The 24507-nt window shown below is 41.6% G+C and carries 25 protein-coding genes; 12 read left to right on the top strand and 13 right to left on the bottom strand.

Annotated elements, in window-relative coordinates; genetic code table 11:
* Positions 1–23: 23 nt before the first annotated feature.
* From BM192_RS09080 to BM192_RS09060, 5 genes are all read right to left on the bottom strand, one after another.
* Positions 24–1130: an efflux RND transporter periplasmic adaptor subunit gene (locus BM192_RS09080; protein WP_074590525.1), complete on the bottom strand. Its 1107-nt coding sequence runs from the start codon at positions 1128–1130 to the stop codon at positions 24–26.
* A gap of 1 nt (position 1131) precedes the next feature.
* The gene (locus BM192_RS09075; RefSeq protein WP_037439141.1) at positions 1132–2424 is read right to left on the bottom strand and encodes a TolC family protein; all 1293 of its coding nucleotides are present in this window, start codon (positions 2422–2424) and stop codon (positions 1132–1134) included.
* Positions 2425–2493: 69 nt separating this feature from the next.
* Entirely contained in the window at positions 2494–3855 is a 1362-nt protein-coding gene (locus BM192_RS09070; RefSeq protein WP_037439139.1) for a sensor histidine kinase, read from the bottom strand.
* Between the two features lie 5 nt (positions 3856–3860).
* Positions 3861–4538, bottom strand: a complete 678-nt coding sequence (locus tag BM192_RS09065) for a response regulator transcription factor (protein WP_037439138.1) — start codon at positions 4536–4538, stop codon at positions 3861–3863.
* A 42-nt stretch (positions 4539–4580) separates the two neighbouring features.
* Complete coding sequence (locus BM192_RS09060; protein WP_170844850.1) at positions 4581–4742, bottom strand: Sec-independent protein translocase subunit TatA/TatB; 162 nt, start codon at positions 4740–4742, stop codon at positions 4581–4583.
* 199 nt (positions 4743–4941) lie between these two features.
* Between BM192_RS09060 and BM192_RS09055 the strand changes: the two genes are divergently transcribed.
* Positions 4942–5388: a KTSC domain-containing protein gene (locus BM192_RS09055; RefSeq protein ID WP_037439136.1), complete on the top strand. Its 447-nt coding sequence runs from the start codon at positions 4942–4944 to the stop codon at positions 5386–5388.
* Between the two features lie 62 nt (positions 5389–5450).
* On the opposite strand, the gene BM192_RS09050 is transcribed toward BM192_RS09055, so the two are convergent.
* The gene (locus BM192_RS09050; protein ID WP_051759701.1) at positions 5451–6476 is read right to left on the bottom strand and encodes a YihY/virulence factor BrkB family protein; all 1026 of its coding nucleotides are present in this window, start codon (positions 6474–6476) and stop codon (positions 5451–5453) included.
* Between the two features lie 164 nt (positions 6477–6640).
* Here BM192_RS09050 and BM192_RS09045 point away from each other — a divergent pair, with 164 nt between their 5' ends.
* The 6 genes from BM192_RS09045 to BM192_RS09025 all read left to right on the top strand — a co-directional run bounded on the left by BM192_RS09045 (position 6641) and on the right by BM192_RS09025 (position 13032).
* The gene (locus BM192_RS09045; protein WP_037439134.1) at positions 6641–7240 is read left to right on the top strand and encodes a TetR/AcrR family transcriptional regulator; all 600 of its coding nucleotides are present in this window, start codon (positions 6641–6643) and stop codon (positions 7238–7240) included.
* 28 nt (positions 7241–7268) lie between these two features.
* Positions 7269–7706, top strand: a complete 438-nt coding sequence (locus tag BM192_RS09040; protein ID WP_037439132.1) for a DoxX family protein — start codon at positions 7269–7271, stop codon at positions 7704–7706.
* A gap of 76 nt (positions 7707–7782) precedes the next feature.
* Positions 7783–7941: a hypothetical protein gene (locus tag BM192_RS20930; RefSeq protein ID WP_157282800.1), complete on the top strand. Its 159-nt coding sequence runs from the start codon at positions 7783–7785 to the stop codon at positions 7939–7941.
* Between the two features lie 101 nt (positions 7942–8042).
* Complete coding sequence (locus BM192_RS09035) at positions 8043–8642, top strand: LEA/WHy family protein (RefSeq protein ID WP_037439130.1); 600 nt, start codon at positions 8043–8045, stop codon at positions 8640–8642.
* 121 nt (positions 8643–8763) lie between these two features.
* Entirely contained in the window at positions 8764–11217 is a 2454-nt protein-coding gene (locus BM192_RS09030) for a PIG-L family deacetylase (protein WP_037439127.1), read from the top strand.
* Between the two features lie 114 nt (positions 11218–11331).
* Positions 11332–13032, top strand: coding sequence for a sodium:solute symporter family protein (locus tag BM192_RS09025; protein ID WP_037439125.1), 1701 nt, complete (start codon positions 11332–11334; stop codon positions 13030–13032).
* A 56-nt stretch (positions 13033–13088) separates the two neighbouring features.
* Here BM192_RS09025 and BM192_RS09020 read toward each other — a convergent pair whose 3' ends face one another.
* Positions 13089–13937 (bottom strand): DUF2911 domain-containing protein, encoded by an 849-nt coding sequence (locus tag BM192_RS09020; protein WP_170844849.1) that lies wholly within the window; start codon positions 13935–13937, stop codon positions 13089–13091.
* 164 nt (positions 13938–14101) lie between these two features.
* Between BM192_RS09020 and BM192_RS09015 the strand changes: the two genes are divergently transcribed.
* On the top strand, positions 14102–14725 hold the full coding sequence (locus BM192_RS09015; RefSeq protein ID WP_037439123.1) for a DUF4142 domain-containing protein: 624 nt from the start codon (positions 14102–14104) through the stop codon (positions 14723–14725).
* Positions 14726–14834: 109 nt separating this feature from the next.
* Here the strand turns inward: BM192_RS09015 and BM192_RS09010 are convergent, their stop codons facing one another.
* Entirely contained in the window at positions 14835–16673 is a 1839-nt protein-coding gene (locus BM192_RS09010; RefSeq protein ID WP_051759699.1) for a hypothetical protein, read from the bottom strand.
* 135 nt (positions 16674–16808) lie between these two features.
* Here BM192_RS09010 and BM192_RS09005 point away from each other — a divergent pair, with 135 nt between their 5' ends.
* The 4 genes from BM192_RS09005 (at position 16809) to hemN (ending at position 20963) form a co-directional block, all read left to right on the top strand.
* A complete protein-coding gene (locus BM192_RS09005) occupies positions 16809–18005 on the top strand; it encodes a PAS domain-containing sensor histidine kinase (protein WP_037439121.1) in 1197 nt (398 codons plus the stop codon).
* Positions 18002–19060, top strand: coding sequence for a response regulator (locus BM192_RS09000; protein ID WP_037439119.1), 1059 nt, complete (start codon positions 18002–18004; stop codon positions 19058–19060). The genes BM192_RS09005 and BM192_RS09000 overlap by 4 nt, the downstream gene beginning before the upstream one ends.
* Positions 19061–19144: 84 nt before the next feature.
* Positions 19145–19600 carry a Rossmann-fold NAD(P)-binding domain-containing protein gene (locus tag BM192_RS08995; protein WP_037439117.1) on the top strand — a complete coding sequence of 152 codons (456 nt, stop codon included), beginning with the start codon at positions 19145–19147 and terminating at the stop codon, positions 19598–19600.
* On the top strand, positions 19593–20963 hold the full coding sequence (gene hemN, locus BM192_RS08990; protein ID WP_037439115.1) for an oxygen-independent coproporphyrinogen III oxidase: 1371 nt from the start codon (positions 19593–19595) through the stop codon (positions 20961–20963). Before BM192_RS08995 ends, hemN begins: the two co-directional genes overlap by 8 nt.
* Positions 20964–20982: 19 nt before the next feature.
* Here the strand turns inward: hemN and BM192_RS08985 are convergent, their stop codons facing one another.
* From BM192_RS08985 to BM192_RS08965, 5 genes are read right to left on the bottom strand one after another with little or no spacing between them, the layout of a single operon-like run.
* Complete coding sequence (locus BM192_RS08985; RefSeq protein ID WP_037439113.1) at positions 20983–21657, bottom strand: sulfite exporter TauE/SafE family protein; 675 nt, start codon at positions 21655–21657, stop codon at positions 20983–20985.
* Positions 21654–22079: a FixH family protein gene (locus tag BM192_RS08980; RefSeq protein ID WP_037439111.1), complete on the bottom strand. Its 426-nt coding sequence runs from the start codon at positions 22077–22079 to the stop codon at positions 21654–21656. Before BM192_RS08980 ends, BM192_RS08985 begins: the two co-directional genes overlap by 4 nt.
* Before the next feature lie 2 nt (positions 22080–22081).
* Positions 22082–23479 (bottom strand): cytochrome c oxidase accessory protein CcoG, encoded by a 1398-nt coding sequence (gene ccoG / locus BM192_RS08975; protein WP_051759697.1) that lies wholly within the window; start codon positions 23477–23479, stop codon positions 22082–22084.
* A 1-nt stretch (position 23480) separates the two neighbouring features.
* The gene (locus BM192_RS08970) at positions 23481–24314 is read right to left on the bottom strand and encodes a cbb3-type cytochrome c oxidase N-terminal domain-containing protein (protein WP_037439109.1); all 834 of its coding nucleotides are present in this window, start codon (positions 24312–24314) and stop codon (positions 23481–23483) included.
* A complete protein-coding gene (locus BM192_RS08965) occupies positions 24295–24501 on the bottom strand; it encodes a hypothetical protein (RefSeq protein ID WP_037439107.1) in 207 nt (68 codons plus the stop codon). Before BM192_RS08965 ends, BM192_RS08970 begins: the two co-directional genes overlap by 20 nt.
* Between the last annotated feature and the right edge of the window lie 6 nt (positions 24502–24507).

The following is a 24507-nucleotide window of genomic DNA, read 5'->3' as shown; positions in this document are numbered from 1 at the left end:
ATCTTTTGATTAAATGGAGCAGACTAATCTTTCAGGCTCTCGTAAAGAAATACTTGTTTGGAGGCAACGATACGGTCTCCAGCCTTCAGACCCTTGCTGATATAAGCCATTTCTCCGGATTTGCGTTCCAGCTGAATTTCCTGAATGCGGATTTTCTTTTGCTTATCCAGTACCAGCACGTAGTTTTTGTTCTCATCAAATATGATATTGTTTGCTTTTATGGCTGGCAGGCTGATATCATTTTTTGCAGAGACTTGTACGGTCGCCATCATACCTGGCTTGAGCAGAAAACCTGGATTCGGAATTATAACCCTGGCATTCATAACCTTACTGTCTTCGTCCAGGACATTGTAAATCTTATTGATTTTTCCTGTAAAAATTTTATCCGGGTAGGAGAGGATAGAGATCTTAACTTCATCTCCCTCTTTAATACTGGCAATGTCAGACTCATAAATATTAATGATTCCCCAGACCTGACTCAGGTCTGCTACTGTAAACAGACTTGTGCTGTGATCCTGTCTGAGCTGCATGTTATTGTTTACGTTTTTTTCAATGATGAAACCGGATACCGGAGATTTGATAATATAACTGCCGTTCGTACCACCGCCATTAAGACGTAATACGGCCTTACTTCTGGTGCTCTCTGCCTGTTTAGATAAAAAATCGTTCCTGGCTTCTTCGAGCTCACGCGCAGAACCCAGTCCGCTTTTGTACATTTCTTCCGCCTGTTTCACATTCCTTGACGCTGTTTGCAATTCCGCTGAAGAACTGATCGCTTCTTTATCGTAACCGGCCATCTCCGGACTACCCATAACCGCCAGAACCTGTCCTGCGGAGACCCTGTCGCCCAATCTTACGGGCACAGAACGAACATTTCCACTAACCATTGGAAAAATGCGTGCAGTTGTTTCTTCGTTCGGGGTAATCTTTGCCGAAAAGCTGAGCTGGGTTTCTCCGTTCGGATCTCCGACTGTATCTATTTTAAGCCTGCTGATCAGGGAGTCTGTTAATTCGAATTTTAATTCTTTTGGTTTTTCTTTTTCCTGCTCTGAACAGCTGCAAAAAAGCACGCTGACGGCAAATAAAATAGCCAGCATATTGCTGAGGCGTTTAATCTGAATAGTGGTCATATTAGTTGAATATTTGAGAGCCGGTAACGTAATTGATTTCTTCCTTGTCATCCATGCGCTGGTATCTAAGTGCATTCATTTGCAAGGTGGCAGCTTTATAGGACTCGTAGAAGTCCATAAACTCCAGTAGGCTGAGATTCCTGTTTTTGAAATTTTTAATCACTTCTGTGATGAGTTTGTCAAAGTCTGTACTAAAAGATTTGTCTATCCCGGTGTAAAGTTTTTCTGTTCTTAAGGCTGCGGAATAACTATTGAATACTTCATTCTCCAAAGTAAGCTGCTGTTGTTTAAGCTGATTTTTGCCTGCGTCTATCGCAATCTTTGCTTTTTTAATTTCGCCTTGATTCCGGTTAAAAAGGGGAAGGGGAACATGTATACCCAAGCCGGTATAATTGTCCGGATACGAGGATTTCAGATCATAAACCAGAGATACAGCTACATCAGGTACAGCATTGGCTTTTTGTAGCCTCAAATTTTGTTCTGCGTAACTGATGCCTGTCTGACTAAGTTTTAAATCTGCGCGGTTCACCATGGCAGAATCCAGCAGATGTATATACACAGTCTGCTGTGGCTGATAAGTTTGTTCGGCAGCGGGATCCATAATCAGTTGTATAACAGCTTCCGCATTAATGCCAGTCATGATTTTTAACTCACTTTCTGTATCGGCAATTCCATTTTGCAGTGCATTAAATTCGGATTGGAGACTGTAAAGGAGAGATTTAATCCGGATCACATCTTTGACAGCTATATTGCCAGATTTTAGTTGTTGTTCGGATACATTTGTTAGCTGTTCAAGGGATGCGATCTGCCTGGCATAAAGTTTGGCAGATTGCTGGTCATAATAGGTCTTGTAAAAGTCCGTACGCAGTTTATAACGTAAGGTTCGGAGCAGATCAAAGTATTCATATTCTGCGAGTTTTACACCTGTTTGGGCAAGCTGAATATTTTTGTTTCTTTTTCCTGCTAATTTAATCAGCTGTGAGATTGAAGCCTGGTATTGTCCATTGGTTTTTGAGGTCTCAAAAAAACGCTTGGTCTGTGGGTTGTATAGTTGATTCTCAAAACTGAACTCGGGGTTATCAAACAGCCGGGCAGTGATAATGTCTGTCTTCGCCTGATCGGTCTGATAATGCTGGGAGATAAGTTGAAGGTTGGATTCGAGAAATTGTTTTTCTGCCTGTGGCAGTGTAAGATGGAGCGTGTCGGTTACTATAGGTGTGCCAGCCCGCAGGGATGCACCCTGCAGGAGTAGCCCGGCACACAAAGTATAGATTTTAACCAGATTGGATATCATTTCTTTGTTAGTTTGAACAAAGCTATCCGCAGTACATTAAAGGGGAATTAAAGTGAGATTAAAACGAGATTAAAATGCAGGAAATGTAACTGTGAAGGAAGTTCCTTGTCCCGGATTTGACGAAGCAGTGATAGTTCCCCCGAAAAGAGTAATAATTTTGTGCGCCAGATATAAGCCCATGCCATGTCCTTCCTGACCGCTTTTACCACTGTTGGTGTAAAATGGTTTAAAAATTTCGGGTAAGATCTCTAATGAAATTCCCATCCCCTTATCGCTGATTACCAGTTTGATGCCGGCTGGACTAACCTCCATAATACAGGTGACGGTTTTATCCGCTGAGAATTTAAAAGCATTTCCTATGATATTGTCCAGCGCGATCTGTAATAAAGTATAGCTGGCGTTGACTGTAAGTGGTTCTACAGTGTCCGGCATATTGATCATCTCAATCTGAAGGCTTCCGTTTCCCTTGCGCTCGTTCCATTCTGATTGTAGTTGCCAGAGGAGTTCGTCTATACGCACATCTTCCTTTAATGCGGCACTGTATTCCAGATCTGCCTGAGCGAGTTTGAGCAGTGCTGTGATTATCTGGTCAAGTTTCTCCGCATCCTCCAGTACCGAATTCAAAGTGCCTTTATAAGCAGGAATATCCCTTTCCCGGCTGAGAGCCAGTTCTGCACTGATTACCATTCTCGTTACAGGCGTTCTCAATTCATGGGAGGCATTTGCGACAAACGTTTTTTGCAGGATAAAGGAGTGCTCCAGATGTTCCATAAGATTGTTAAAACTTCTGGCGAGTAAAGTGATCTCGTCATTATTCCTGCCTTCAGCCACCCGGTAATGCAAATTATTAGATTTAATCATTTTCACCTGCTCCATAAATATAGTCAGCGGGCTAAGCATTCTTTTAGCAATCCAGCGACCGCAAAACAGCAACACTATAAAAATAATGATGAACACAACGATCATCACTTTCAGCAGTTTTGAAATGCGCATAGCGGTGCCCTTGTCAATGGCAGACGCCAGAATTACGAAATCTCCCTGGTTATCTTTATAAAAAATACCCACAACCTGACGATCACCTTCTTTAAATCTAAGCTTTCCTGCTTTACGGACTTTATTAATGATATTGTTGGTCCAGAACTGTTCGTCATCACCAATAAAAGAAGCGCTATTACGGTCATTATAGATCCTGATTACTTCACTGTTGAGGCTTTCCAGGTATTTTTCACGGACTTTATCTAAAGCGTCGCTGGAAATTTCATCTGCTTCTAGATAGAGTTTGGCGGTAACCATGGTCCGGTCAGTCAGCCGGTCATAGAATTCGGCCTCCATCACCTTTAGAAAAGTGAAATAGACTACTGTCAGAACTCCTAATAATGTTAATGTGCTGATCAGCGTGAAATAGAGTCCCAGGCGGTCTTTGATTTTCATCAGCTTTATTTCATTATATAACCCATACCTATTTTGGTATGAATCAGTTTCCTTTCAAATCCTTTATCTATTTTATTCCGAAGGAAATTCACATAGACGTCGATAACATTCGTGCCGGTATCAAAATTGATATCCCAGGCATTTTCTGCAATGTATTGTCTGGACAATAGTTTATTGGTATTCCTAAGGAATAATTCCAATAGGACGAACTCTTTGGCTGTTAGTCTGATATCCGTACCAGAACGTTGTACAGTTTTACTGTCCAGATCCAGCTCGATATCTTCGAAACTTAATTTAGTAGCCTTTTTCGGTTCTGCAGATTTTTTTCTTCTGAGCAGGGCAGAGATTCTGGCAAGCAACTCCCGGAAATGAAAAGGTTTAGCCAGATAATCATCTGCTCCGGTTTCCAATCCGGCAACTTTATCGTCAACCGTCCCAAGAGCCGTCAGCAGCATTACCGGAACATCTGTATTCACTTTCCTGAGTCTACGGCAAATCTCCATTCCGTTCATACCCGGCATCATCACGTCCAGAATGATCAGATCGAACTCTTCTTCCAGAAAAGCCTGGAGAGCAGTAATTCCATCGGGGAAAGTTTCAACAGAATAGTCATGTTCTTCCAGACCCGATTTAATCAGCGAAGCTATTTTAATGTCATCTTCTGCAATCCCTATTCTGTACATACCAATTCGATTGATTTATACAAAGATAAAGATCCGCCGGAACTATTCTTTCCCGTTTTGCCCGTCTTTAAATTCTTTGATACCCTGACCTAGTCCTTTCATCAGTTCTGGTATTTTTTTTCCGCCAAACAATAACATAATTACCACCAGAATAACTAAAATTTCTGGTGTGCCCAATGCAGCAAGTAATGTTGTATTTATCATTTCTCTTCCGTTTTTAATGAGGCGGTAAATCTATAAAAAGGCAAATTAAAACGACATTAAAATATGATTACATAAAGCTAATCACTCCTTAACCTAAAAATTATTTTAAAAATAGTACCTTTGCGAAAATGTTTGCCTGTGGCGCAGCTCAATCCTGTTATTCAGTCTGTTAATCACAAACAAATACACAAAGAATTTTATGAAGAAGATTGTAGATTACAGAAAGTTGCTGGGAGTACAAAAAGATGCCGAGCTTAAAGAATTAAAAACGATTTACAGAAATTTAATGAAGGAATATCATCCGGATAAATTTCAGGAAAGCGACGAAGCCAAAACAGCAGCTGAAGTAAAAAGTAAAGAAATTATTGAAGCATACCATTTTCTGGTAAGTATCGCACCGGAAACATTAGAAGGTTTTATTGAAGAATATACCAATACGATTTCATCTTGCGGAATTGCAGACTATAACTGGGCTGGCCTGGTATTAACTGTTCACTTCCTGGATGGTAGTGCTTATGAATACTTCGAAGTGCCTAAGGCGATTTATGTTAAATTAGTTAATGCAGATTCTCCTGGCCGCTTCGCCAGACGTCATATTTTCAATTCATTCCCTTACAGGAATATTGTAAAGCTGGAAACAGCCTAAATTATTAAAGGCCTCGTTTTAAATGAGGCCTTTTTTGTTATTAATGAATTTCCATGACCTTCTCAGGTAATGGGTTTATCTTTTTTATCTTCCGGATGAACAACAAGTTTATCGTTCTCTTCTTTGAGCAGGCTTGGCTTCGCTTCATTTTCCTGGATCGATTGATTTCCAGTCTCCACCTCAATTTCACGCGTGGTAACTGCATAATGGTTCGGTTTAATCTCGGAACCATAATTGATTGCATAGGCCTTGGTGAACTCTGCGCCAAAGAATAAGATAATTGAAGAATAATAGGTCCAGAGCAGCAATACAACCAGCGACCCTGCAGTTCCATAAGTTCCGCTGACATCAGTTTTACCGATATAAATTGAGATAGCAAATTTGCCTATCATAAATAGAACTGCGGTGACCAGTGCTCCGGAAAATACATCTTTCCACTTAATATCTGCATCGGGCAATACTTTAAATATTACCCCAAAAATAACAGTAACCACGCTCAGTGTGATCAGTTGATTCAGAATATAGAAGAAAACGACTGATACTTCGCTGAAGTTTCTTTCCAGTCTCGCACTGAAACCATCGATTAATGAGGTGACCGCCAGTGAAACAAGCAGGACGAAACCCAGGCTTACGATAACAGAAAATGACAAGAACCTATTCTGAAGCATTTTTAACCAGCCTCTCTTTGGTTTGGGTTTTAATCCCCAGATCGTATTTATTGAATCTTGTATTTCAGCAAATACGGTTGTTGCACCGATGAGCAAGGTGGCACCGCCGATTATAACAGAAAGAACACTCTTGTCACTAATGGCCGCACTTTTTATTGTTCCCTGTAACTGCAGAGCAGTGTCTTTTCCCAGATAACCGGCAAGCTGTTCATAAACCTCACCCTCAATTGCTTCCTTGCGCCATACTATGCTGGCGATCGCTATAATCAGGATGAGCAGTGGGCCCATAGAAAAAACAGTGTAGTAGGCGAGAGAACCGCTGAGCTTTGTTACTTTATGATCTGAAAATCCAGAGATAGTGTCACTAAGAACTTTCCAGAGACCTTTAATAGTGAATTTTTTGTGAGGAGTAGCTGTCATTTCGTTGGGTATTTAGTATTTTATTAAATGCTAAATAATTCAAAACAGGTATTTGTTCTGTTTAATTAATATTTGTTGTTTACAGGTCAAAATACATTCTCGAATTCCGAAAAGAAATATAATAGTTTTATGTTTGTTAACGGTGTTAACTTAAATCCTTAACAATGGGAATAGCGGAGCGAAAAACAAGACACAAAGAAGAACTCAGATCAAGCATTCTGACTGCTGCCTGGGACATGGTGCTTTCCGAAGGATGGCAGTCTCTTTCGATCAGAAAGATTGCTGATGCCATAGAGTACAGCATACCGGTAATTTATAATCATTTCGAAAATAAGGAAGCCATTCTTCTGGAGTTTTCGAAGGAGGGTTATCAGCTGCTTGCCTGTAAACTTGAGCAAGCCAGAGCGACGGTGCCGACGCCGGAAGAACAACTTAAAGTAATGGCTGACGCTTACTGGGACTTTTCATTCGAACATAAGGAATATTATCAGCTGATGTTCGGTTTAGGTATTCCTGCCTGTGAGATGGTTAATCAGCATGAAGAGATCAAAAAAATGACGCATATTATGATCTCTACTATTCAGCAGGCGCTTGAGGTCTCAGCAAATCCCGGAGCGGATTTCTTCCTTAAGTTTCATACCTATTGGTCAATCCTTCACGGATTAGTTTCCATACAGATGATAGATAAAGGGCGTCAACCCGATCATAAAGGAAAACTAGTTTTGCAAGATGCTATGGCTGGTTTTTGCAAATCTTTAGTATAATTCAGCCTTATTTTTTTATTTTTAGACTATGAATAGAATCTTTAACACCAATTTTAACCATAACAGTCTGGATATTGCACTTCTGATCTTCAGAATCAGCCTTGCATTACTAATGCTTTCTCACGGAATACCTAAATTAAATAGTTTGATTGCGGGTGGTGAGGTTCAGTTTCCGGATATTATCGGCATAGGTGCCAAACCGACGTTGATACTTGCCGTATTCGCTGAAGTGTTCTGTTCTGTTCTGATTTTGCTCGGCCTGGCGACTAGACTGGCGGTGCTTCCTTTAATCACAACTATGCTGATCGCAATTTTTATTGCACATGGCAATGATGGGTTAAAAGAAAAAGAACTGGCTATACACTTTTTGGTTTCCTATCTTGTACTGCTTATTGTTGGCGCAGGAGGCTTCAGTATTGATAAGATACTCAGCAGGAAGATTACCAGAGCCAGAAGAGGGTATTAATTATTAACGGTTAAACTTAACGGTTTAATGATAAACGCTTTAAACAGGGTTCATTTTGTTGAAGTAATTTCAGTGTATGAATATAGATTTAATGCTTATCGCAGGAGCGGCGCTCTTTTTACTGATTCTGATTATATGGCTGATGATTAAAAATCGTGCTGACCGTAAAAATTGGGAAAAGGAAAAGATGCAGTCCGAGATTAAACCAGAAAAACATCAGGATCCGAAAATATAGATCGCCTGAAAGATCGATTTATTAAATCCGGGACAATATTCCCGGATTTTGCCGTTATACCTATTCCGGATATATTTGCCGGAAAGGTTAACATTCTACCCATGAAAAAAATACTAATTATTGCCCTGGCATTATTTACGCTTGCAGGCTGCGGGCTGAATCAGCAGACGAAACAAATTAAGGCGTTGGAGAAATGCCGGTACAAAGTTGTATCTGCCGATCAGATCAGTGTCGCTGGCACAGATATTAAGAAGCTTTTAAATAATAATGAAATCAATCTGGGCAGTTTACCCGCGGTAGCTTTCAGCTTGTTGCGTAAGGACGTGCCTTTGCGTGCCCGGTTAAATCTTGAAATTACGAATCCTTCTGGCGTACTCGCTGCAATTAATCAATTCGAATATAAAGTTTTGATCAATAAACAGGAATTGGCTACAGGATTTGTAGATCAGGAGGTTAATATTCCTGCAGGTGGGACTATTGTTGTTCCGGTTGATATGACTGCTAATATTTATCAGTTTGTTTCCAACAGAAAGGTTATGGCTGAAATCTCAGAATTTTTAAAAGGTGGAAGTGGTCCCAACGAGAAAAAAGGATTGATTACACTTAAAGTCAGACCGAGTATTAAGGTCGGAAACTCATTAATCAAATACCCAGGGTTTATCAGTATTGACAAAGAAGTAAGCAGCAAAATTCTGCTCTAATCGGAGAAATTACCTGGCTGTGATTAAACGGACAGGATTGTTACCTGTATCCAGGGATTTCGCAACAGCGAAATCCCTGGATACAGGTTTTTTTAATTATTTTCGGTCGTAAAACAAGACTATGCTACACCGAAAATATTTGTATTGCCTGCTAATACTGTTTCCACTATCCGGACATGCGCAACCGGCTACCCAGCGAACTTCAGCGGAGATCAGGCTTCAACTGGCTGCTTTAGAGGTTTCCGGCAGTGTTTTATACATGGCAGCCCATCCAGATGATGAAAATACGAGGTTACTTTCTTATCTGGCTAAAGAAAGAAAAGTAAGAACCGGATATTTGTCTCTTACCCGCGGTGACGGCGGCCAGAACCTTATTGGTACCGAACAAGGGGAATTACTGGGCTTGATCAGAACTCAGGAGTTACTGGCTGCCAGAAGAATGGATGGTGCAGTACAGTTTTTTAGCACAGCCAATGATTTTGGTTTCTCTAAGACTTCAGCAGAGACACTCAAAATCTGGGACCACCAGAAGATTCTTGGGAATGCTGTTTGGATTATCCGGTCATTCCGTCCGGACGTGATTATAACACGTTTTCCAGAAGATGAAAGAGCAGGTCACGGCCATCATGCAGCATCTGCTATTATTGCCAGGGAGGCATTCATTGCAGCAGCTGATCCTAAAAAATTTCCTGAACAACTCCGTTATGTGAAAACCTGGCAGGCGAAAAGGATAATGTGGAATACATTTAGTTTTGGCTCTGTAAATACTACAGCGGAAGACCAGTTGAAAATAGATGCTGGGGTGTACAACCCAATTCTAGGTAAGAGTTATGGTGAGATAGCAGCAGAGAGCCGTACAAATCACAAAAGCCAGGGTTTCGGCACGGCAAGGCAGCGAGGACCGGCGCCCGAATATTTCCTTCCTGTTGCCGGCGAACCTGCAAAACAGGATATTTTTGACGGTATAGACCTTACGCTCGGCCGCAACAAAATCCCACAAAAGACAAAAGACTTACTGCGAACAATTATCAGGAATTATGATTCTGCTGATCCGGCGGCCTCATTACCCGGGTTGCTTGAATTAAAGACTGCAGTCCGCGGCCTTGAGTTCCGGCATGAACTGCTTGATGAGCTGATTCTTGATTGTGCAGGAATTTATATTCAGGCAAAAGTAGCAGAACCGATATACGCCCTACAGGAAGAAATTCCGATAAAACTAGATGTTTTGTCGCGTTTGGGAAAAGACTCAAAAATACCCGTTAATTTGATATTACCCGATGGACGTAAATTAGCATTGAAACCAGGTATTCCTTTAAAGGCAGAGTGGAAAATAGACGCAAATACTTTTGAAATTAGCCAGCCCTACTGGTTGAGAGAGAAACATACGCTGGGTTCATTTAAAGTAGAATCTTATGAAGAACTGGGACAACCCGAAGCCCCCGGCGCGGGAACAGGACCGCTAAAACTGGAAATCGGGGGGCAGGAGATTAAACTTAACAGGTCTTTAGTTTTCTCAGAAACTGATCCGGTAAAAGGCGAGCTGATTAACCCTGCAGTTATTGCTCCGCCAGTAACGGCGACGATGAATGCAGCTTCTTATCTTTTTTTAAACGGTGAAACTAAAAAAATAACAATTAAGCTCAGAAGCTTTATGACCAGGAGTTCAGGTAACCTGAAAATCAGTTTGCCACAAGGCTGGAAAGCGGACCGGAATAATATACCATTTCAGCTGAATGGCAAAGGTGTCATTCAGGATATAGAAGTAGCTGTGACCCCTGAGCGTAGCAGCAAAGGCGGTACGATAACATTGGAAATCGAAACAGGAGGGAAATCTTATACGAAAGGTTATCAGGAAATCCGTTATGACCATATACCGGTATTGACCTTATTTCCAGAAGCAGAAGCAAAAGCAGTACAGACAGAACTTCATTATGGCGGTAAGAAAATTGCTTATATAGCTGGAGCCGGAGACCTTATTCCGCAGTCCCTTCAACAGATTGGCTATCAAGTTACCCAGTTAAGTCCTGCGCAGATTTTAAGCAGTGACCTTTCTGTTTATGATGCTGTGATTACCGGAGTCAGGTTGTACAATATAAGTAATGAGATTAAGGCCATGCAGCCTCGTTTACTTGAATACGTATCCGCAGGTGGTACACTGCTGGTACAATATAACGTCGATTCGCCATTAAAATTGGAGTCGCCTGGCCCTTATCCGATGAAACTGACCAGGGAAAGAGTTACCGAAGAAGACGCCGAAGTTACTTTCCTGCATCCAGATCATCCGGCCTTAAATTATCCGAATAAAATAACTAAAGCAGATTTTGAAGGTTGGATCCAGGAGAGGGGATTATATTTTGCCTCTGAATTTGATTCACGCTATACAGCTTTATTCAGTATGCATGACCTGGGAGCTGCGCCAGCTAATGGGTCCCTGCTGCTGACGAAGTACGGAAAAGGGAAATTCGTCTATACTTCTCTTGCATTTTTCAGAGAATTACCGGCTGGGGTACCGGGAGCCTATCGCCTTTTTGTAAATCTGATTTCCAGTAATAATCCAAATCATGAAAGTCAATAAAAGAGACCCGGAACTACCTCCTTTTGCCAGCAGCTGGCGAAAGTTTTATCGCTTGCTGATTTACTGGCTGATTCTGCTTATCGTTTTATTTTACCTGTTTACACAATACTATAAATGAGTTATACCGATTGGGCTGTATTAAGCCTCACCTTAATCCTGATTGTTTCCTACGGCGTTTATAAGAGCCGTGGAGCGCAGAATATAGATGGCTACCTACTTGGTAATCAGAGTATGCCGTGGTATAGCGTATGTCTTTCGGTAATGGCCACACAGGCCAGCGCAATTACCTTCCTTTCAGCTCCCGGTTTAGCCTATTCTACAGGCATGGGCTTTGTACAGTTTTATTTCGGGCTGCCTTTAGCGATGATTGTGCTTTGCATAACCTTTGTGCCTATTTTTCACCGGCTTAAGGTCTATACAGCCTACGAATATCTCGAACAACGATTCGATCTGAAGACACGCGCACTAACAGCTTTCCTTTTTTTAATACAACGCGGACTGTCCACAGGGATCACGATTTATGCACCGTCTATTATCTTATCCACAATCCTGCAGATTAATACGACGGTTACCACTTTACTGATTGGAGGAATTGTTGTAGCCTATACTGCTTATGGCGGGACAAAGGCAGTATCCTATACGCAGATGCTGCAAATGAGTATTATCTTCTGCGGACTTTTTGCAGCCGGTATCATGGTCGTTCATTTACTGCCTGCAGATATCGGGTTCAGTAAAGCAATCAGCATAGCCGGGAAGATGGGACGTACAGAAGCTATTGATTTTAAGTTTGACCTGAATAATCCTTATACGGTTTGGAGTGGGCTTATTGGCGGTTTTTTTCTGCAGTTATCCTATTTCGGAACAGACCAGAGTCAGGTTGGACGTTATCTGACTGGTTCTTCCGTCAACCAAAGCAGGCTGGGCCTGTTAATGAATGGTCTAGTTAAAATACCGATGCAATTCCTGATTCTTCTTATCGGAGTATTGGTATTTACCTTTTATCAGTATAATAAGCCGCCTGTTTTTTTTAACAGTTTTGAGTTGAATAAGTTGCAAAAGAGTGCATATAAACCGGAACTCGAACAACTGGAAAAGAAAAGTGATGCCGCTTTTGAAAGTAAACAGCGTGAGTTGAGGAAACTGAATGCCGCATTAGATAAAGGCGACAAACAGCAAATAGATGAACAGCGTGAAGTTTTAAAAATAGCTGACGAACGGACCAAGACCATCAGAACCGAGTTGACCGATCTGATGCACAAAAATGATCCGGGAGCAGATACCAATGACAATAATTATATATTCCTGAGTTTCGTGACGAGCTACCTCCCGCAGGGATTAGTTGGTTTACTGATTGCGATTATTTTCCTCGCCTCGATGGGTTCGACCGCAAGTGCGCTAAATTCGCTGGCTTCAACCAGTGTTGTTGATATTTATAAAAGACTGATTAATAAAAATGCGAGCCCGGAAAATTATCTGAGGGCCTCCCGGTGGTCAACTCTGATCTGGGGTGGTATTTGTATTATAATGGCTTTATATGCCAGTAAAATAGGCAATCTGATCGAGGCTGTTAATATTCTGGGTTCTTATATCTACGGGACTATTCTAGGCGTGTTTCTAGTCGCATTTTATTGTAAACATGTCGGAGGAAGGGCAGTATTTATTGCTGCACTGGCCGCCGAGGCTATCGTTTGCATCTGCGGCTATTTTGATCAGGTTGCGTATCTATGGCTGAATGTTATTGGATGTGTGCTGGTTGTGGGGATTGCGATACTTCTGCAATTCTTTATGAAACCGAAAGAGACCGTTTCCAGTTAAGAAACGGTCTCTTTAGACCTCAATAGTCGAACCATCTTCTGATGATATTCTTTTGTTTATTTTTTAGTTTCTTCTAGTAAACCAGTATTTAAACGGATGTACTCGGGGTTATTCAATTCAGTGGAGAGCTTAATTCCTGCCTGTGCAGTTTCAGCCGCTCCTTTTTTATCGCCCATTTTTAACTGTACGCGACCTTTCCACAATTTAACCCAGGGCGCTTTAGGATCTGCAGTTTCTGCAGCATTCATCCATTCCAGCGTTTTATTCAAGTCCTTACCGTTTTCAAAGTAGTATTGGGCAGCCTGGAAGTAAGGTTTTTTATCGCCCTTCATCGCTTCATCAATACTCGCCATAACACGTGCATCAATATCTGTAGTTAGTTTTACGGGTACCATTGTACTGCCCCATAATAACTGAAGTGTTGCTTTTGTAGGATACACATCGGTAAAGTTGATGGAGAAAGTTTCTGTTTTGTCCTTCAGTGTTACCGGTTTAACTTTTATCCTGATCACATCGTCAGCTTCCTTGTACTCATAAGAACCCCATTGTTTAACAGTCTTATTCAGAATTATAGTCCATTCATTTTTACCAGGGATTGTAAATAAGGCATATTCACCGGCCGGTACTTTTTTGCCTTCAAGAGATATATCTTCTGTAAAAGTAATGGAAGTCGCATTATTTGCACCTGTCCTCCATACCTGTCCATAGGGTTCCAGCGCGCCGAATATCTCACGTCCTTTTGTATTCGGACGGGAATATTTAACTGTTATTTTACCAAGTCCAAAATCCTGGATAACCGTCTGGCCCGAACTTGGTTGTGGCAGGGAAATTCCTTGGGCAACTGCAGTGTAATTCAGACCTGCGGCAAGCAAAAGTGCCAGTGTTGTTTTTAACATCGTTTTCATAATTATACTGATTATTGTGGTTAGATCACGCCTGATTGGCTTTCCCAAAAATACGGTTTGTAAGGACTGTTATACAAACTTTTTATCCCCGCAGGTGTTCTAGCTATATTATAGGGCAAAAGATTAATAATAAGCCCTTATTAATCCTTTTAAATTATATACTGATGAAGAAAATGAGATTTTTAAGTTTAATTATACTGGTTGCATTAGGTATCCAGTCTTGCCGTAGCCCGGAAAGCAGAGCAGTTGACAGTGATTCTACCGCCAGCGACAGTACTGCGCAGGGTGACAGTACTGTAAATGATAGCTCAAAAAGTGACGGCAAGGGAAAAACAGCAGGAAATTTAATGCAGTCAAATATTGATAGTGAAGGCGCAGACTTTATGAAAAAAGCAGGCGCGAATTCTATGTGGGAGATACAGTTAGCAGACATAGCAGCAAAATCATCTGATCCTAAAATTAAAGATTTTGCAATGAACCTGAAGAAATATCATACACAGCTGAATAAAGATCTTAAAAACTTGTCAGGAAAACTGGGTATTGTATTACCTACCGGTTTGACTACAGAAGAGAAAACCCATTTAGAAAATATGAGAAAAACAAATGGGCAAGAACTTGATAAACACTATATTGGTATGGTGATCTCCGATCACGAAGAAATTTTAGCTTTATTTAAAGCAGGTGCTTCTAACAGGAAAAAAGAACTTAGTGAGTTTGCCATCAAGGCTATTCCAACGATCGAATCTCACTTTGAGAAAGCAAAAGCATTGCAGGCACAACTTAAATAAAATGTTGTTGCAGGCGAAAAATCCTCTTTCAAAGGTCGAGGGATCCGATGGAAAGGTCTGAAGGGCGAATTTAATTCGCCCTTTTTAATTTTATTGCAGAATATCGGTGTTAAAGTTTTATTCCCTGGTCGTCCTGAGCTGCAGGAGTTAACTCCGTAAACTGTAGTTTGCCAGTTAAATATCCCAGTTTTTCCTCTGCCTGGACCAGTTGCTGATAAATTTCCTGTCCGGCCATATTAGTCTGTGAAATCAGTTCAGGGATCATTGATCTGTAGTACTGAATTCCGTTGCGTAACTGAGTACTGAACTTTTCAAAATACTTGATTCTTTTTGCTGTAAATTCCTCTAACTGCAAACCCATATCTTTTTTCAGATAGTCCAGGTATAAGTTCAATTCATTGATAAACAGATTAGGTCTTTGAGTTTTGAAACGTATCGTTTCTCTTCCGTATATATGCCCCACCATTTCTTTCAGCGTATAAATGCGGTCAAAGTAGGCGAGGTTCGGACCTGGGCATATACTTACAGCCTTATTTTCTCTGGGTTTCATTAAACCATTTTTAAGATAGGCCGAAGCACACAATCCTTCACAAAGACAAATTTTTTCTGTGATTTCTTCCAATTTTGCCATATGGACGGCGGGCTGGAGCTCCAGACTGTCCAGTTCTTTTATTTTCAAATTCTGATATTCCCTGGATGCTGTGCAGATAGGTAGGGCTGTGAATTCTGTATTGGTTGATAAAAACTTTTTGGTACAAGGGCTTCCGGGTCTGCCTTTGGCAATTCTTTCCAGTCGTTGCTGTTCTATGGAGCTTTTTCTGAAATTATTGAAAAGCACTCCTAATGGAGATGAATTGCTAATGTAAAAATCGTCCGCTTCTGCGGTTTGCAAATTTTTTATAGTTTGGTCATCAACATTAGTTGCTTCCGGAACTAAAAGGAAAGGGCTTCCCCAGCCGGCAGCATCCAGTTGATAATAGTTTAGCAGAAACTCATGCTCTTCAGCCGTTCCAATTCCGCCCTGAGCTGTGATTCTTATTCCAGGATGTTTTATACTACTGATTTCTTTTTGTAGCAATGCATGCTGATATAAGCCATTTAGTTCGTCAAGCAATTCAGTTCTTTTTATCTTAAATTCTTCCAGAATAGGTCCAAGCAGAAGTCCTTCCGTTGCGAAGGCATGTCCGCCGCAATTTAATCCGGATTCAATTCTGAACTCGCTTACCCAGAGACCCTTCTTTGCCAACATTTTGGCCTGGATTAAAGCAGAGCGGAAGTCACTCACCTTTAAAATAATCTGTTTTTTGAATGTGCCGTCCGCCTTTGGGTAGAAATCGCGGCAGTTCTCCATGTAGGTATACAGACGCGGATTCAAGCCTGCTGAAATTACCACCGCAGAGCTAAGTTTACTATTCGCAAAACCGCGCATAGCTGCCAGTGCGTCAGTGTAGTCATTACCCAGGTTTTCGCCTTCGGTATTATAATTAGCCTTGTCTACTTTTGACATGATATTAACATCTATGCTTCCAGGTTTCATCTTCTCACGAAGACGCGTCTCTATCGAGAGCCTGAGGATCGGGTCTGCCACCTGTCCAAGTTCATTATATAACTGTTTAACTTCGGAGTACTCCGGCAGCAGCTCAAAATATTGGTGTATGGCTGAGCCAGCTGTAAACGGGCTTTCCTGTAAGGTGCAGAATTGCTCATCAACAAGATCTGCCAGTAAGTCCAGGTAGGCTGTAATCCTTGCGGCCCTGCTGTCTGGTGAATTTTTGCTGATTAGTGTATATGTTCTATTATTAGAGACGGTATGGAACATCCGCATTCTCTCTGTCAGCTCATCATCTACAATAGATACGACAGAAGAAATACCGTATCTGGCAACTTTTAGTGGAGTGTCGATAGAGTAACCTAAGCCAAGGACGGGGATATGAAAAGTATGGTTCATGCAATCTGGATTTAAAATCTGACTACAAAATAGACTAGAAATCATGGCCTAAAATATGACAGAAATCACGTTTTAAGGTGATTTTAGTCGCATCTGTTCATCAGGCTAAAATTTCTATATTTGTAAAAACACACCATGGAAAATGCTAAATTATTGCAGGCAATTATCGAGACTGCTATTGATGGGATTATCACTATAGACCAGCGTGGAACGATTGAAAGCCTCAATCCTGCCGCATTAAAACTATTTGGGTACGAAATTAAAGACGTTGTCGGCCGCAATATTTCCATGTTGATGCCGGAGCCGGATAAATCCTCCCATGACGGTTATTTAGCCCATTATCAGCATACGGGTGAAAAACATATTATTGGTAAAGGCAGGGAAGTAAAAGGACTGCGTAAAGATGGTACTACCTTTCCCTTTCGGCTGGCAGTAAGTGAAGTACAGTATAAAGATCGCATCATTTATACTGGTTTTATCCACGATTTATCCAAAGAGAAGGAGGCAGAAGAACGCCTCATGGAATATGCTGCGGAACTGGAAAACCTCGTCGAGGAGCGAACCAAAAGTTTAAAGAAGACTGTCACAGCTTTAAGAGAAGCTAAAGAAGAAGTGAGTTTATCGCTGGAAAAAGAAAAAGAGCTGAACCAGATGAAAAGCCGGTTTGTTTCTATGGCTTCACATGAATTTAGAACACCATTGAGCTCAGTGCAGCTTTCGTCGTCCCTGATTGAGAAGTATGCACAACCCTTCGAAAATAAACATATTGAAAAACACGTTCAGAAAATTAAAAATGCCGTCGGCAATCTGACCACCATTTTAAACGATTTTCTATCGCTGGAAAAACTGGAAGCCGGACGTGTTGAGCCTGCAATGGAAGCTTTTGATCTGGTCAAACTGAGTGAGGAAATTACGGAAGAGATGCAGATGATTGCTAAACAGGATCAGCATATTATTTATCAGCACACTGGTTTGCAAAGTATGGTTGAATTGGATCAGAATTTATTAAAAAACTGTATGATTAACCTGATTAACAATGCGATTAAATATTCCGGTGAAAATACCTTTATCGAATTTAATACCGAACTTAATGAATCACAGTGTATTGTGACGATCAGGGATAATGGTATCGGCATTCCCGAAACAGACCAGAAATATTTATTCCAGCCATTTTTCCGCGCGCATAATACAGGTAGCATTCCCGGAACAGGCCTGGGGTTGAATATTGTATTGCGCTACGCAGGTTTAATGAAAGGTAATGTAGACTTTGAAAGTAAACAAAACCAAGGCACAACATTTATACTCACCTTTAACCAGGTTCCCCAAAAATGAAGAAACAGCAAATACTGATTATAGAAGATAATGACGATATCCGGGAAAGTACGGCAGAAATACTGGAATTGGCCGGATACGAAGTATATGAAGCGAATAACGGGCGTTCCGGTGTAGAGCTCGCTGGTAAACACTTACCCGATCTGATCCTGTGCGATATTATGATGCCGGAACTGGATGGTTACGGGGTTTTATATCTGCTTAATAAAAATCCGGAAACTTCTGCGACGCCTTTTATTTTTCTGACGGCGAAAGCGGAGAGAACAGATATGCGTAAAGGAATGGAAATGGGTGCAGATGACTATCTGATTAAGCCCTTCGACGACGTAGAATTACTGAATGCAATTGAAAGCCGGCTGGATAAAAAAGCCAAGCAGGAGAGTTTTTATAGCCAGTCTATTGCCAGGTTAAACAGCCTGGTTGCCGGATCTCCCGGGGTGAGGCAGCTCGATCAGTTGATCCAGGAACGTAAGGTTCGGCATATTAAAAAGAAGCAGATCATCTATTACGAAGGAGATACTGTTTCGGGAATTTACCTGGTGATCAGCGGAAGAGTAAAAACGATAAAACTAAGTGCCGACGGACGGGAATTACTTACCGGAATGTATGTAGCTGACGAATATTTTGGAATTCCATCTTTACTGCTTAATGAACCATATACCGAAACTGCAGAGGCTGTAGAAGACTCGTCCGTATGCCAGCTGCCCCGCGAAGTATTGGAAGAGTTATTAAATAAATACCCGGATGTAGGCCGGCAATTTATTCATATTCTGTCGAATAATCTGATTGAGAAAGAGGAACAGCTTTTGCAGCTGGCTTATCATTCGGTACGTAAAAGAATGGCCGAAGTCCTGATTCGTTTATGCAAACAAGAAAAACAGCAGGACAAGTTTCTGCTTAAAATTTCCAGGGATAACCTGGCTGCAATGGCAGGAATGGCTACAGAAACAGTTAGCAGGATCCTGAGTGATTTTAAAGATGAAGGAATTATCGAAAGAAAAGGAAGTCAGATCGGAATTCTTGACCTGATCCGTCTGCAGCAAATGAAAAACTGATAAACATCATATTTCTGACTGACTAAACTCATTCTATACGGACAGGCCAGCTGCTAATTTTGGTATTGTATAAATCAATAACAAATGAGAGCAGTAGCCTATAATATAAAGTCTTCGGAAAAAGAACCTCTTGCCATAGCCAATCATAAAAAACATGATATTACATTAATATCTAACTCGCTGACAGCAGAGACAATTAGTTATGCTCAGGGGAAAGAAGCTGTGATTGTTGTGCATGACGACAAAGTGTCGGCTGAAGTAATCGGGAAGCTCGCGGCAATGGGCGTAAAATATATTGCAACCCGGTCTACTACATCCAGTCATATTGATCTGGATGAGGCAGCACGGCAGCATATCAGAGTTGCCAGCGTTCCAGAACAGTCGATGAAGAACATTCCTCTGGAAGAACAGGCTATGGCTCTGGCCAGGGAAACTATTTTGAATCTGGATAAATGGCAGCAGAACCGCTGTTTAGGTAAAGCCTGTATCTGCTCCAGATCATGTGATCAGGTGAATCTTAAAAAGTCAGGAGATGAATAAGCTGGAAGATCTGCTCGAGAAATATCACGTACCTGCGCCGCGTTATACCAGTTACCCCACAGTTCCTTTCTGGGATGAACAAACTTTCAGCAGGGAAGGGTGGCTGAAAAGTGTCCGGGAAACCTTCTCTTCAGCTGCAACAACCGAAGAAGGAATTAGTCTTTATATCCATTTGCCGTTTTGTGAAAATCTTTGTACCTATTGCGGATGTAATACCCGCATCACTAAAAACCATGGAGTGGAGTTACCATATCTGCAGGCAGTACTACGGGAATACGACCTATACCTGGATACTTTGGGAGAAGCTCCGTTAATCAGGGAAATACATCTGGGTGGAGGGACACCGACATTTTTTAGTTCAGAGAACCTTTGTTTGTTAATTAACGGTATTCTGGAGAAATCAGTTTTACATGAAGATGCAGAATTCAGCTTCGAAGCGCATCCAGGTAATACGACTACAGCGCATTTGCATGATCTGTATAGGTTGGGTTTCAAAAGATTGAGTTTGGGTATTCAAGATTTCGATCCGGCAGTGCAATTGATGATCAACAGGGTTCAGACTGTGGAAGAAGTAGCGCATATTACTGAGCTTGCCCGGCAGATTGGTTATACCTCTGTTAATTATGACTTGATTTACGGGCTCCCTGTACAACAGCTGGCCGGCTTGGAAGAAACTATAAAAGCTGTGCTGGAGTTACGGCCAGATAGGATTGCTTTTTATAGCTATGCACACGTACCTTGGGTAAAACCAGGACAGCGCAGATATACCGAAAAGCACCTTCCGGAACCGGCCCTTAAACAACAGCTTTATGAAATGGGTAGGGAAATGCTGCGGAGTGGTGGTTATACAGAGATTGGTATGGATCACTTTACTTTAAAGACAGATAGTTTATATCATGCAGCAGTGAACGGAAAGCTGCACCGCAATTTTATGGGATATACGCATCAATCTACTAAATTGATGATTGGTTTGGGTGTATCGTCGATTAGCGACAGTTGGGCCGGCTTCGCACAAAATGTAAAAAAGGTAGAGGATTATATAGCACTGACGGCCAAAGGAGAGATACCTGTATTTAAAGGCCATTTATTAAATGAAGAAGACCTGCTCATCAGAAAACATATACTGCAGCTCATGTGTCAGGGTAAAACCAAACTGACAGAGCAGGAGCGGTTACACCCTGTAATCAGCGCAGGTTTGGAGAGAATGGAGAACCTATCGGCAGATGGCCTGGTTACTGTTAACGGAAATGAATTGGAAGTAACACCAGATGGGAAACGCTTTCTCAGAAATATCTGTATGGCATTAGACGCCAGACTCTGGGCAAGCAGACAGGAAACCAGGTTATTTAGTATGGCCGATTAAATATCAGGGAATTGCCGGCTTAGCAGACGGTGATTCCCTGAGGTGCCGGACTGAGATAGGGAATATGAAGTTCCAGACCTCTGAGAATAAACCAAACCCCCAGTAAGAGCAGAAAATAAGGCACCGCTTTATTCATTTTCCTTCGGAAAGACTGATTTAGTTTTCCCGCCGCCATAGCCGCGAACAACATTAAAGGAAGTGTGCCTAATCCGTAACATATCATATAGATCATTCCACTTTGCATGCTTCCCGTATTCAGGGCACCAGCAAGTGCCATATAGACCATTCCGCAGGGAAGCAACCCGTTTAATATGCCAATTACCAAATGGCCTGCTTTCTTTTTGAAAGCAAAGCCTAACAATTTGTTGAATGGCAATAATAAAGACTGCTGCAATACCGGGAAATTAAATTTGCCGAGTTGATAAATAGCCGCCAGCAGGATTAAAAAGCCACAGATCAGGCTAATCGTTTGCTGCATTCCATTCATCCACAACCGGCCACCGATTAAACCGGTTAAAAGTCCAAGCAACGCATAAGAAATAACTCTGCCTATCTGATAGGAGAATTTATCAAAAAAGACACCCAACCAGGTACTTTTACCCGAAGGCAGCGCCAGTGCCAGCGGGCCGCACATACCCAGGCAATGTACACTGCCAAGCAAACCGATCAGAAAGGCAAGATAATACTGGTTCATGGCAGTTGTATTTCCTGTTCAGTAAGATAAGCTTTACCTGCACTGTCCCATTCTGCAATTAATTTCCAGGTTCCTTTCTTTAGCCCGCCCAATGGTAAATTAACCTGCATGGCTGTGTCTGTTTTAAAGGGCATAACCCTATCCTGCTTTTTATCTGAATTACGCACCATGCGGATAGTGCCTTTTGCAGGTTTGCTGAAGGTAATATGCAGGAATTCCGGTTTAATGCTTATCAAAGGTGCAGCATGGTCTTTCAAAACCTGTTCTTTGCGGTCAAAGGTTTCATCATAATGGATACCCTTCTCGTAATAATCCTGTTCTACCAGTGCATCTGTTTTACTGTTAAACATCATAACGGCGAGCACAATAATAAAACTCATAAATGTGCCCAATCCAAGTACTATTTTTGTTCCCCAATTCATAATTATTCGTTTATTGGTGCAATAAAAGTGGTTTCAAACCGATCGGCAGTTTTACCTTCCGCCAGCAGGGAGAAAGAGATTTTTGATTTATAGCTGTTCACATGATTTTGCGGCATGATGACGAAGAAAGTCATTCTGGTACTTGCCCCCGGTCCAATTTTAGTTTCTTGCTGTATATATTGAATCCTGACAGCCGGGTCGTCTGCTTTAAGTTTAAAATCAAGCGTTCTGGTCGTTTTGTTGACCATTTCCACATTATAAAGGTTACTCACCTCCTTTTCCTTTTCACGAAGCTGATATAACGTTCCACCCGCCCGGAGAATGGTCGTCTTAATATCATTTCTGCTAAACAGCAGAACACTTAACACAGTAATCAAAACGAATAAAACAGCAGTGTAAGCATAGATTCTTCTATTCAGTTTGAAAGGCGTAGCCGAAGCGATTTCATCTTCGGATTTAAAACCGATGAGCCTTAGAGGTCTGCCGGTTTTTTGCATAACCATATCACAGGCATCAATACAAGCGGTACAGTTTACACACTCCAGTTGGGTGCCGTTGCGAATATCAATTCCAGTAGGGCATACCTGAACGCATAAACCACAGTCTGTGCAATCGCCTTTGGCAGATTGTTCTGCTTTATTAATCTTACCGCGGGGTTCGCCACGTTGATAATCGTAGGCTACAAGAATCGTCTTGTTATCGAGCAGCACTCCTTGTAACCTGCCGTATGGGCATGCAACGGTGCAAACCAGTTCCCGCATTCTGGAAAAGACCAGATAGAAAACGAATGTAAATACACTAATGGCAATAAATCCGCTGATATGCTGGGACACAGGCTCTGTGATAATCTTCAACAGTGTTTCACTACTGATCAAATAGGAGAGAAAGATGTTGGCAATCAAGAAAGAAATGGTCAGGAACAGGATGTGCTTAATGAGTTTTTTGAAGAACTTTTCTGCACTCATAGGTGCCTGATCCAATAGTTTTTGCTTTTTGCTGTCGCCCTCGATCCAGGTCTCTATTTTACGGAATACCATTTCCATAAAGATCGTCTGGGGGCAAGCCCAACCGCAGAATACGCGGCCGAACACAACAGTAAACAGGACTATGAAAACCATGAATGTGAGCAATGCCAATACAAACAGGTAGAAATCCTGTGGCCAGAAGATCACACCGAAAAAGACGAATTTTCTCTCCAGTACATTCAGCAGAACAAGCTGTTCTCCATTCAATTTAAGGAATGGGGCTGCAAAGAGCAACCCCAGAAAGAGGTAACTGACCGCCGACCGGTATTGGTATAGTTTACCTTTAATCAGCTTTGGATAGATCCATTGCCTTTTTTTACCATCCTGCGTAATGCTGGGTAATTGATCGCGGAAATTTAGCGGACTTTGTGACATTTTACATTTTATTTCCCTGCGGAGCTTTGGCTCCAGCAGGATTTGTTCCCTGCAGTGATAATACATAGTGGGTTAGATCGGAGAGCTGCTGGGGGCTCAGTGATTTTTCCCATGGTACCATTCCCTTATCGGGAACGCCATATTTGATCGTCTTGAAAACTTCCTTTACTGTACCGCCATGTAACCAGTATTCATCTGTCAGGTTAGGGCCGACAATTCCTTCACCGTGTTCCCCATGACAAGGAGTACAGCGGCCTGCATATAATGCAGCCCCTTTCTGGAGTACGGCAGGCTCATTATTGTCTTCAATATTATTCTCATTAACAGCCATTCCTGCATTAGCAGGATTGGCAAGAAAAGCTATTTTAGCCTCTTCGGCCTGCACTAATTCTGCTGCATATTCTTCATCCTGAGACATTCCGTAACCCAATACATGGTAATTCATCATGTATGCGAATGCAAAAATGATTGTACCGTAGAATAAGACCATGAACCAGGCAGGTGTAGGATTGTCAAGCTCTGCGATGCCATCGAATTTATGGTCCATCATCAGATCCTTTTCCTGTTCCAGCGGTTTAAGCTGCATTAGCTTTTCCCATATCGACGGTTTTTTTATTTTTGGCTCCAGCACAACTTTCAGCGATTCTAAAGCGGCTTTTTCAGCGGCTGAAGCAAAAGGCTGCGGATTGATTTTTTCCGTGATATACAGTTTAATTACTCTTGATAACAACAGGGCTACCCATAAAAGCAGAACTGCGAAAATCAACAGCATGCAAATGACCAGGTCTGTAGATATACTACCTGTAAACCAGGCGCTAGTTGTAACTTCTTTCATCTGTTGAATTGTTTTGGTTTTGTCCTTCTTCCTCATTTAAAGGAAGGTTACTCATATAGTTTATCTCTTCTTTTTTCATTGTTAGCAACAGAATACCAACCACAAGAAAAAAGAGCATGAAAATACCTAATGAAGTGAGCAGGTATACCTGGTTACCTTCTGCCCGTTCTAAAAATTGCTTAAACATAGTCTT

The sequence above is a fragment of the Pedobacter antarcticus genome, from assembly GCF_900112985.1.
GTDB classification, from domain to species: Bacteria; Bacteroidota; Bacteroidia; order Sphingobacteriales; family Sphingobacteriaceae; genus Pedobacter; species Pedobacter antarcticus.
Note: the sequence above shows the minus strand (reverse complement) of the source record. Positions and strands in the feature narration are given on the sequence as shown.

What these genes read in the sequence shown, in the direction of transcription:
- ccoG (WP_051759697.1), bottom strand. Translation starts at nt 23,479, where the DNA reads ATGTCACAAAGTCCGCTAAATTTCCGCGATCAATTACCCAGCATTACG.
- BM192_RS08970 (WP_037439109.1), bottom strand. Translation starts at nt 24,314, where the DNA reads ATGAAAGAAGTTACAACTAGCGCCTGGTTTACAGGTAGTATATCTACA.
- BM192_RS09070 (WP_037439139.1), bottom strand. Translation starts at nt 3,855, where the DNA reads ATGAAAATCAAAGACCGCCTGGGACTCTATTTCACGCTGATCAGCACA.
- hemN (WP_037439115.1), top strand. Translation starts at nt 19,593, where the DNA reads ATGAATAAGCTGGAAGATCTGCTCGAGAAATATCACGTACCTGCGCCG.
- BM192_RS08980 (WP_037439111.1), bottom strand. Translation starts at nt 22,079, where the DNA reads ATGAATTGGGGAACAAAAATAGTACTTGGATTGGGCACATTTATGAGT.
- BM192_RS08965 (WP_037439107.1), bottom strand. Translation starts at nt 24,501, where the DNA reads ATGTTTAAGCAATTTTTAGAACGGGCAGAAGGTAACCAGGTATACCTG.
- BM192_RS09000 (WP_037439119.1), top strand. Translation starts at nt 18,002, where the DNA reads ATGAAGAAACAGCAAATACTGATTATAGAAGATAATGACGATATCCGG.
- BM192_RS20930 (WP_157282800.1), top strand. Translation starts at nt 7,783, where the DNA reads ATGAATATAGATTTAATGCTTATCGCAGGAGCGGCGCTCTTTTTACTG.
- BM192_RS09010 (WP_051759699.1), bottom strand. Translation starts at nt 16,673, where the DNA reads ATGAACCATACTTTTCATATCCCCGTCCTTGGCTTAGGTTACTCTATC.
- BM192_RS09025 (WP_037439125.1), top strand. Translation starts at nt 11,332, where the DNA reads ATGAGTTATACCGATTGGGCTGTATTAAGCCTCACCTTAATCCTGATT.
- BM192_RS08985 (WP_037439113.1), bottom strand. Translation starts at nt 21,657, where the DNA reads ATGAACCAGTATTATCTTGCCTTTCTGATCGGTTTGCTTGGCAGTGTA.
- BM192_RS09035 (WP_037439130.1), top strand. Translation starts at nt 8,043, where the DNA reads ATGAAAAAAATACTAATTATTGCCCTGGCATTATTTACGCTTGCAGGC.
- BM192_RS09015 (WP_037439123.1), top strand. Translation starts at nt 14,102, where the DNA reads ATGAAGAAAATGAGATTTTTAAGTTTAATTATACTGGTTGCATTAGGT.
- BM192_RS09020 (WP_170844849.1), bottom strand. Translation starts at nt 13,937, where the DNA reads ATGAAAACGATGTTAAAAACAACACTGGCACTTTTGCTTGCCGCAGGT.
- BM192_RS09075 (WP_037439141.1), bottom strand. Translation starts at nt 2,424, where the DNA reads ATGATATCCAATCTGGTTAAAATCTATACTTTGTGTGCCGGGCTACTC.
- BM192_RS09005 (WP_037439121.1), top strand. Translation starts at nt 16,809, where the DNA reads ATGGAAAATGCTAAATTATTGCAGGCAATTATCGAGACTGCTATTGAT.
- BM192_RS09065 (WP_037439138.1), bottom strand. Translation starts at nt 4,538, where the DNA reads ATGTACAGAATAGGGATTGCAGAAGATGACATTAAAATAGCTTCGCTG.
- BM192_RS08995 (WP_037439117.1), top strand. Translation starts at nt 19,145, where the DNA reads ATGAGAGCAGTAGCCTATAATATAAAGTCTTCGGAAAAAGAACCTCTT.
- BM192_RS09050 (WP_051759701.1), bottom strand. Translation starts at nt 6,476, where the DNA reads ATGACAGCTACTCCTCACAAAAAATTCACTATTAAAGGTCTCTGGAAA.
- BM192_RS09080 (WP_074590525.1), bottom strand. Translation starts at nt 1,130, where the DNA reads ATGACCACTATTCAGATTAAACGCCTCAGCAATATGCTGGCTATTTTA.
- BM192_RS09045 (WP_037439134.1), top strand. Translation starts at nt 6,641, where the DNA reads ATGGGAATAGCGGAGCGAAAAACAAGACACAAAGAAGAACTCAGATCA.
- BM192_RS09040 (WP_037439132.1), top strand. Translation starts at nt 7,269, where the DNA reads ATGAATAGAATCTTTAACACCAATTTTAACCATAACAGTCTGGATATT.
- BM192_RS09030 (WP_037439127.1), top strand. Translation starts at nt 8,764, where the DNA reads ATGCTACACCGAAAATATTTGTATTGCCTGCTAATACTGTTTCCACTA.
- BM192_RS09055 (WP_037439136.1), top strand. Translation starts at nt 4,942, where the DNA reads ATGAAGAAGATTGTAGATTACAGAAAGTTGCTGGGAGTACAAAAAGAT.
- BM192_RS09060 (WP_170844850.1), bottom strand. Translation starts at nt 4,742, where the DNA reads ATGATAAATACAACATTACTTGCTGCATTGGGCACACCAGAAATTTTA.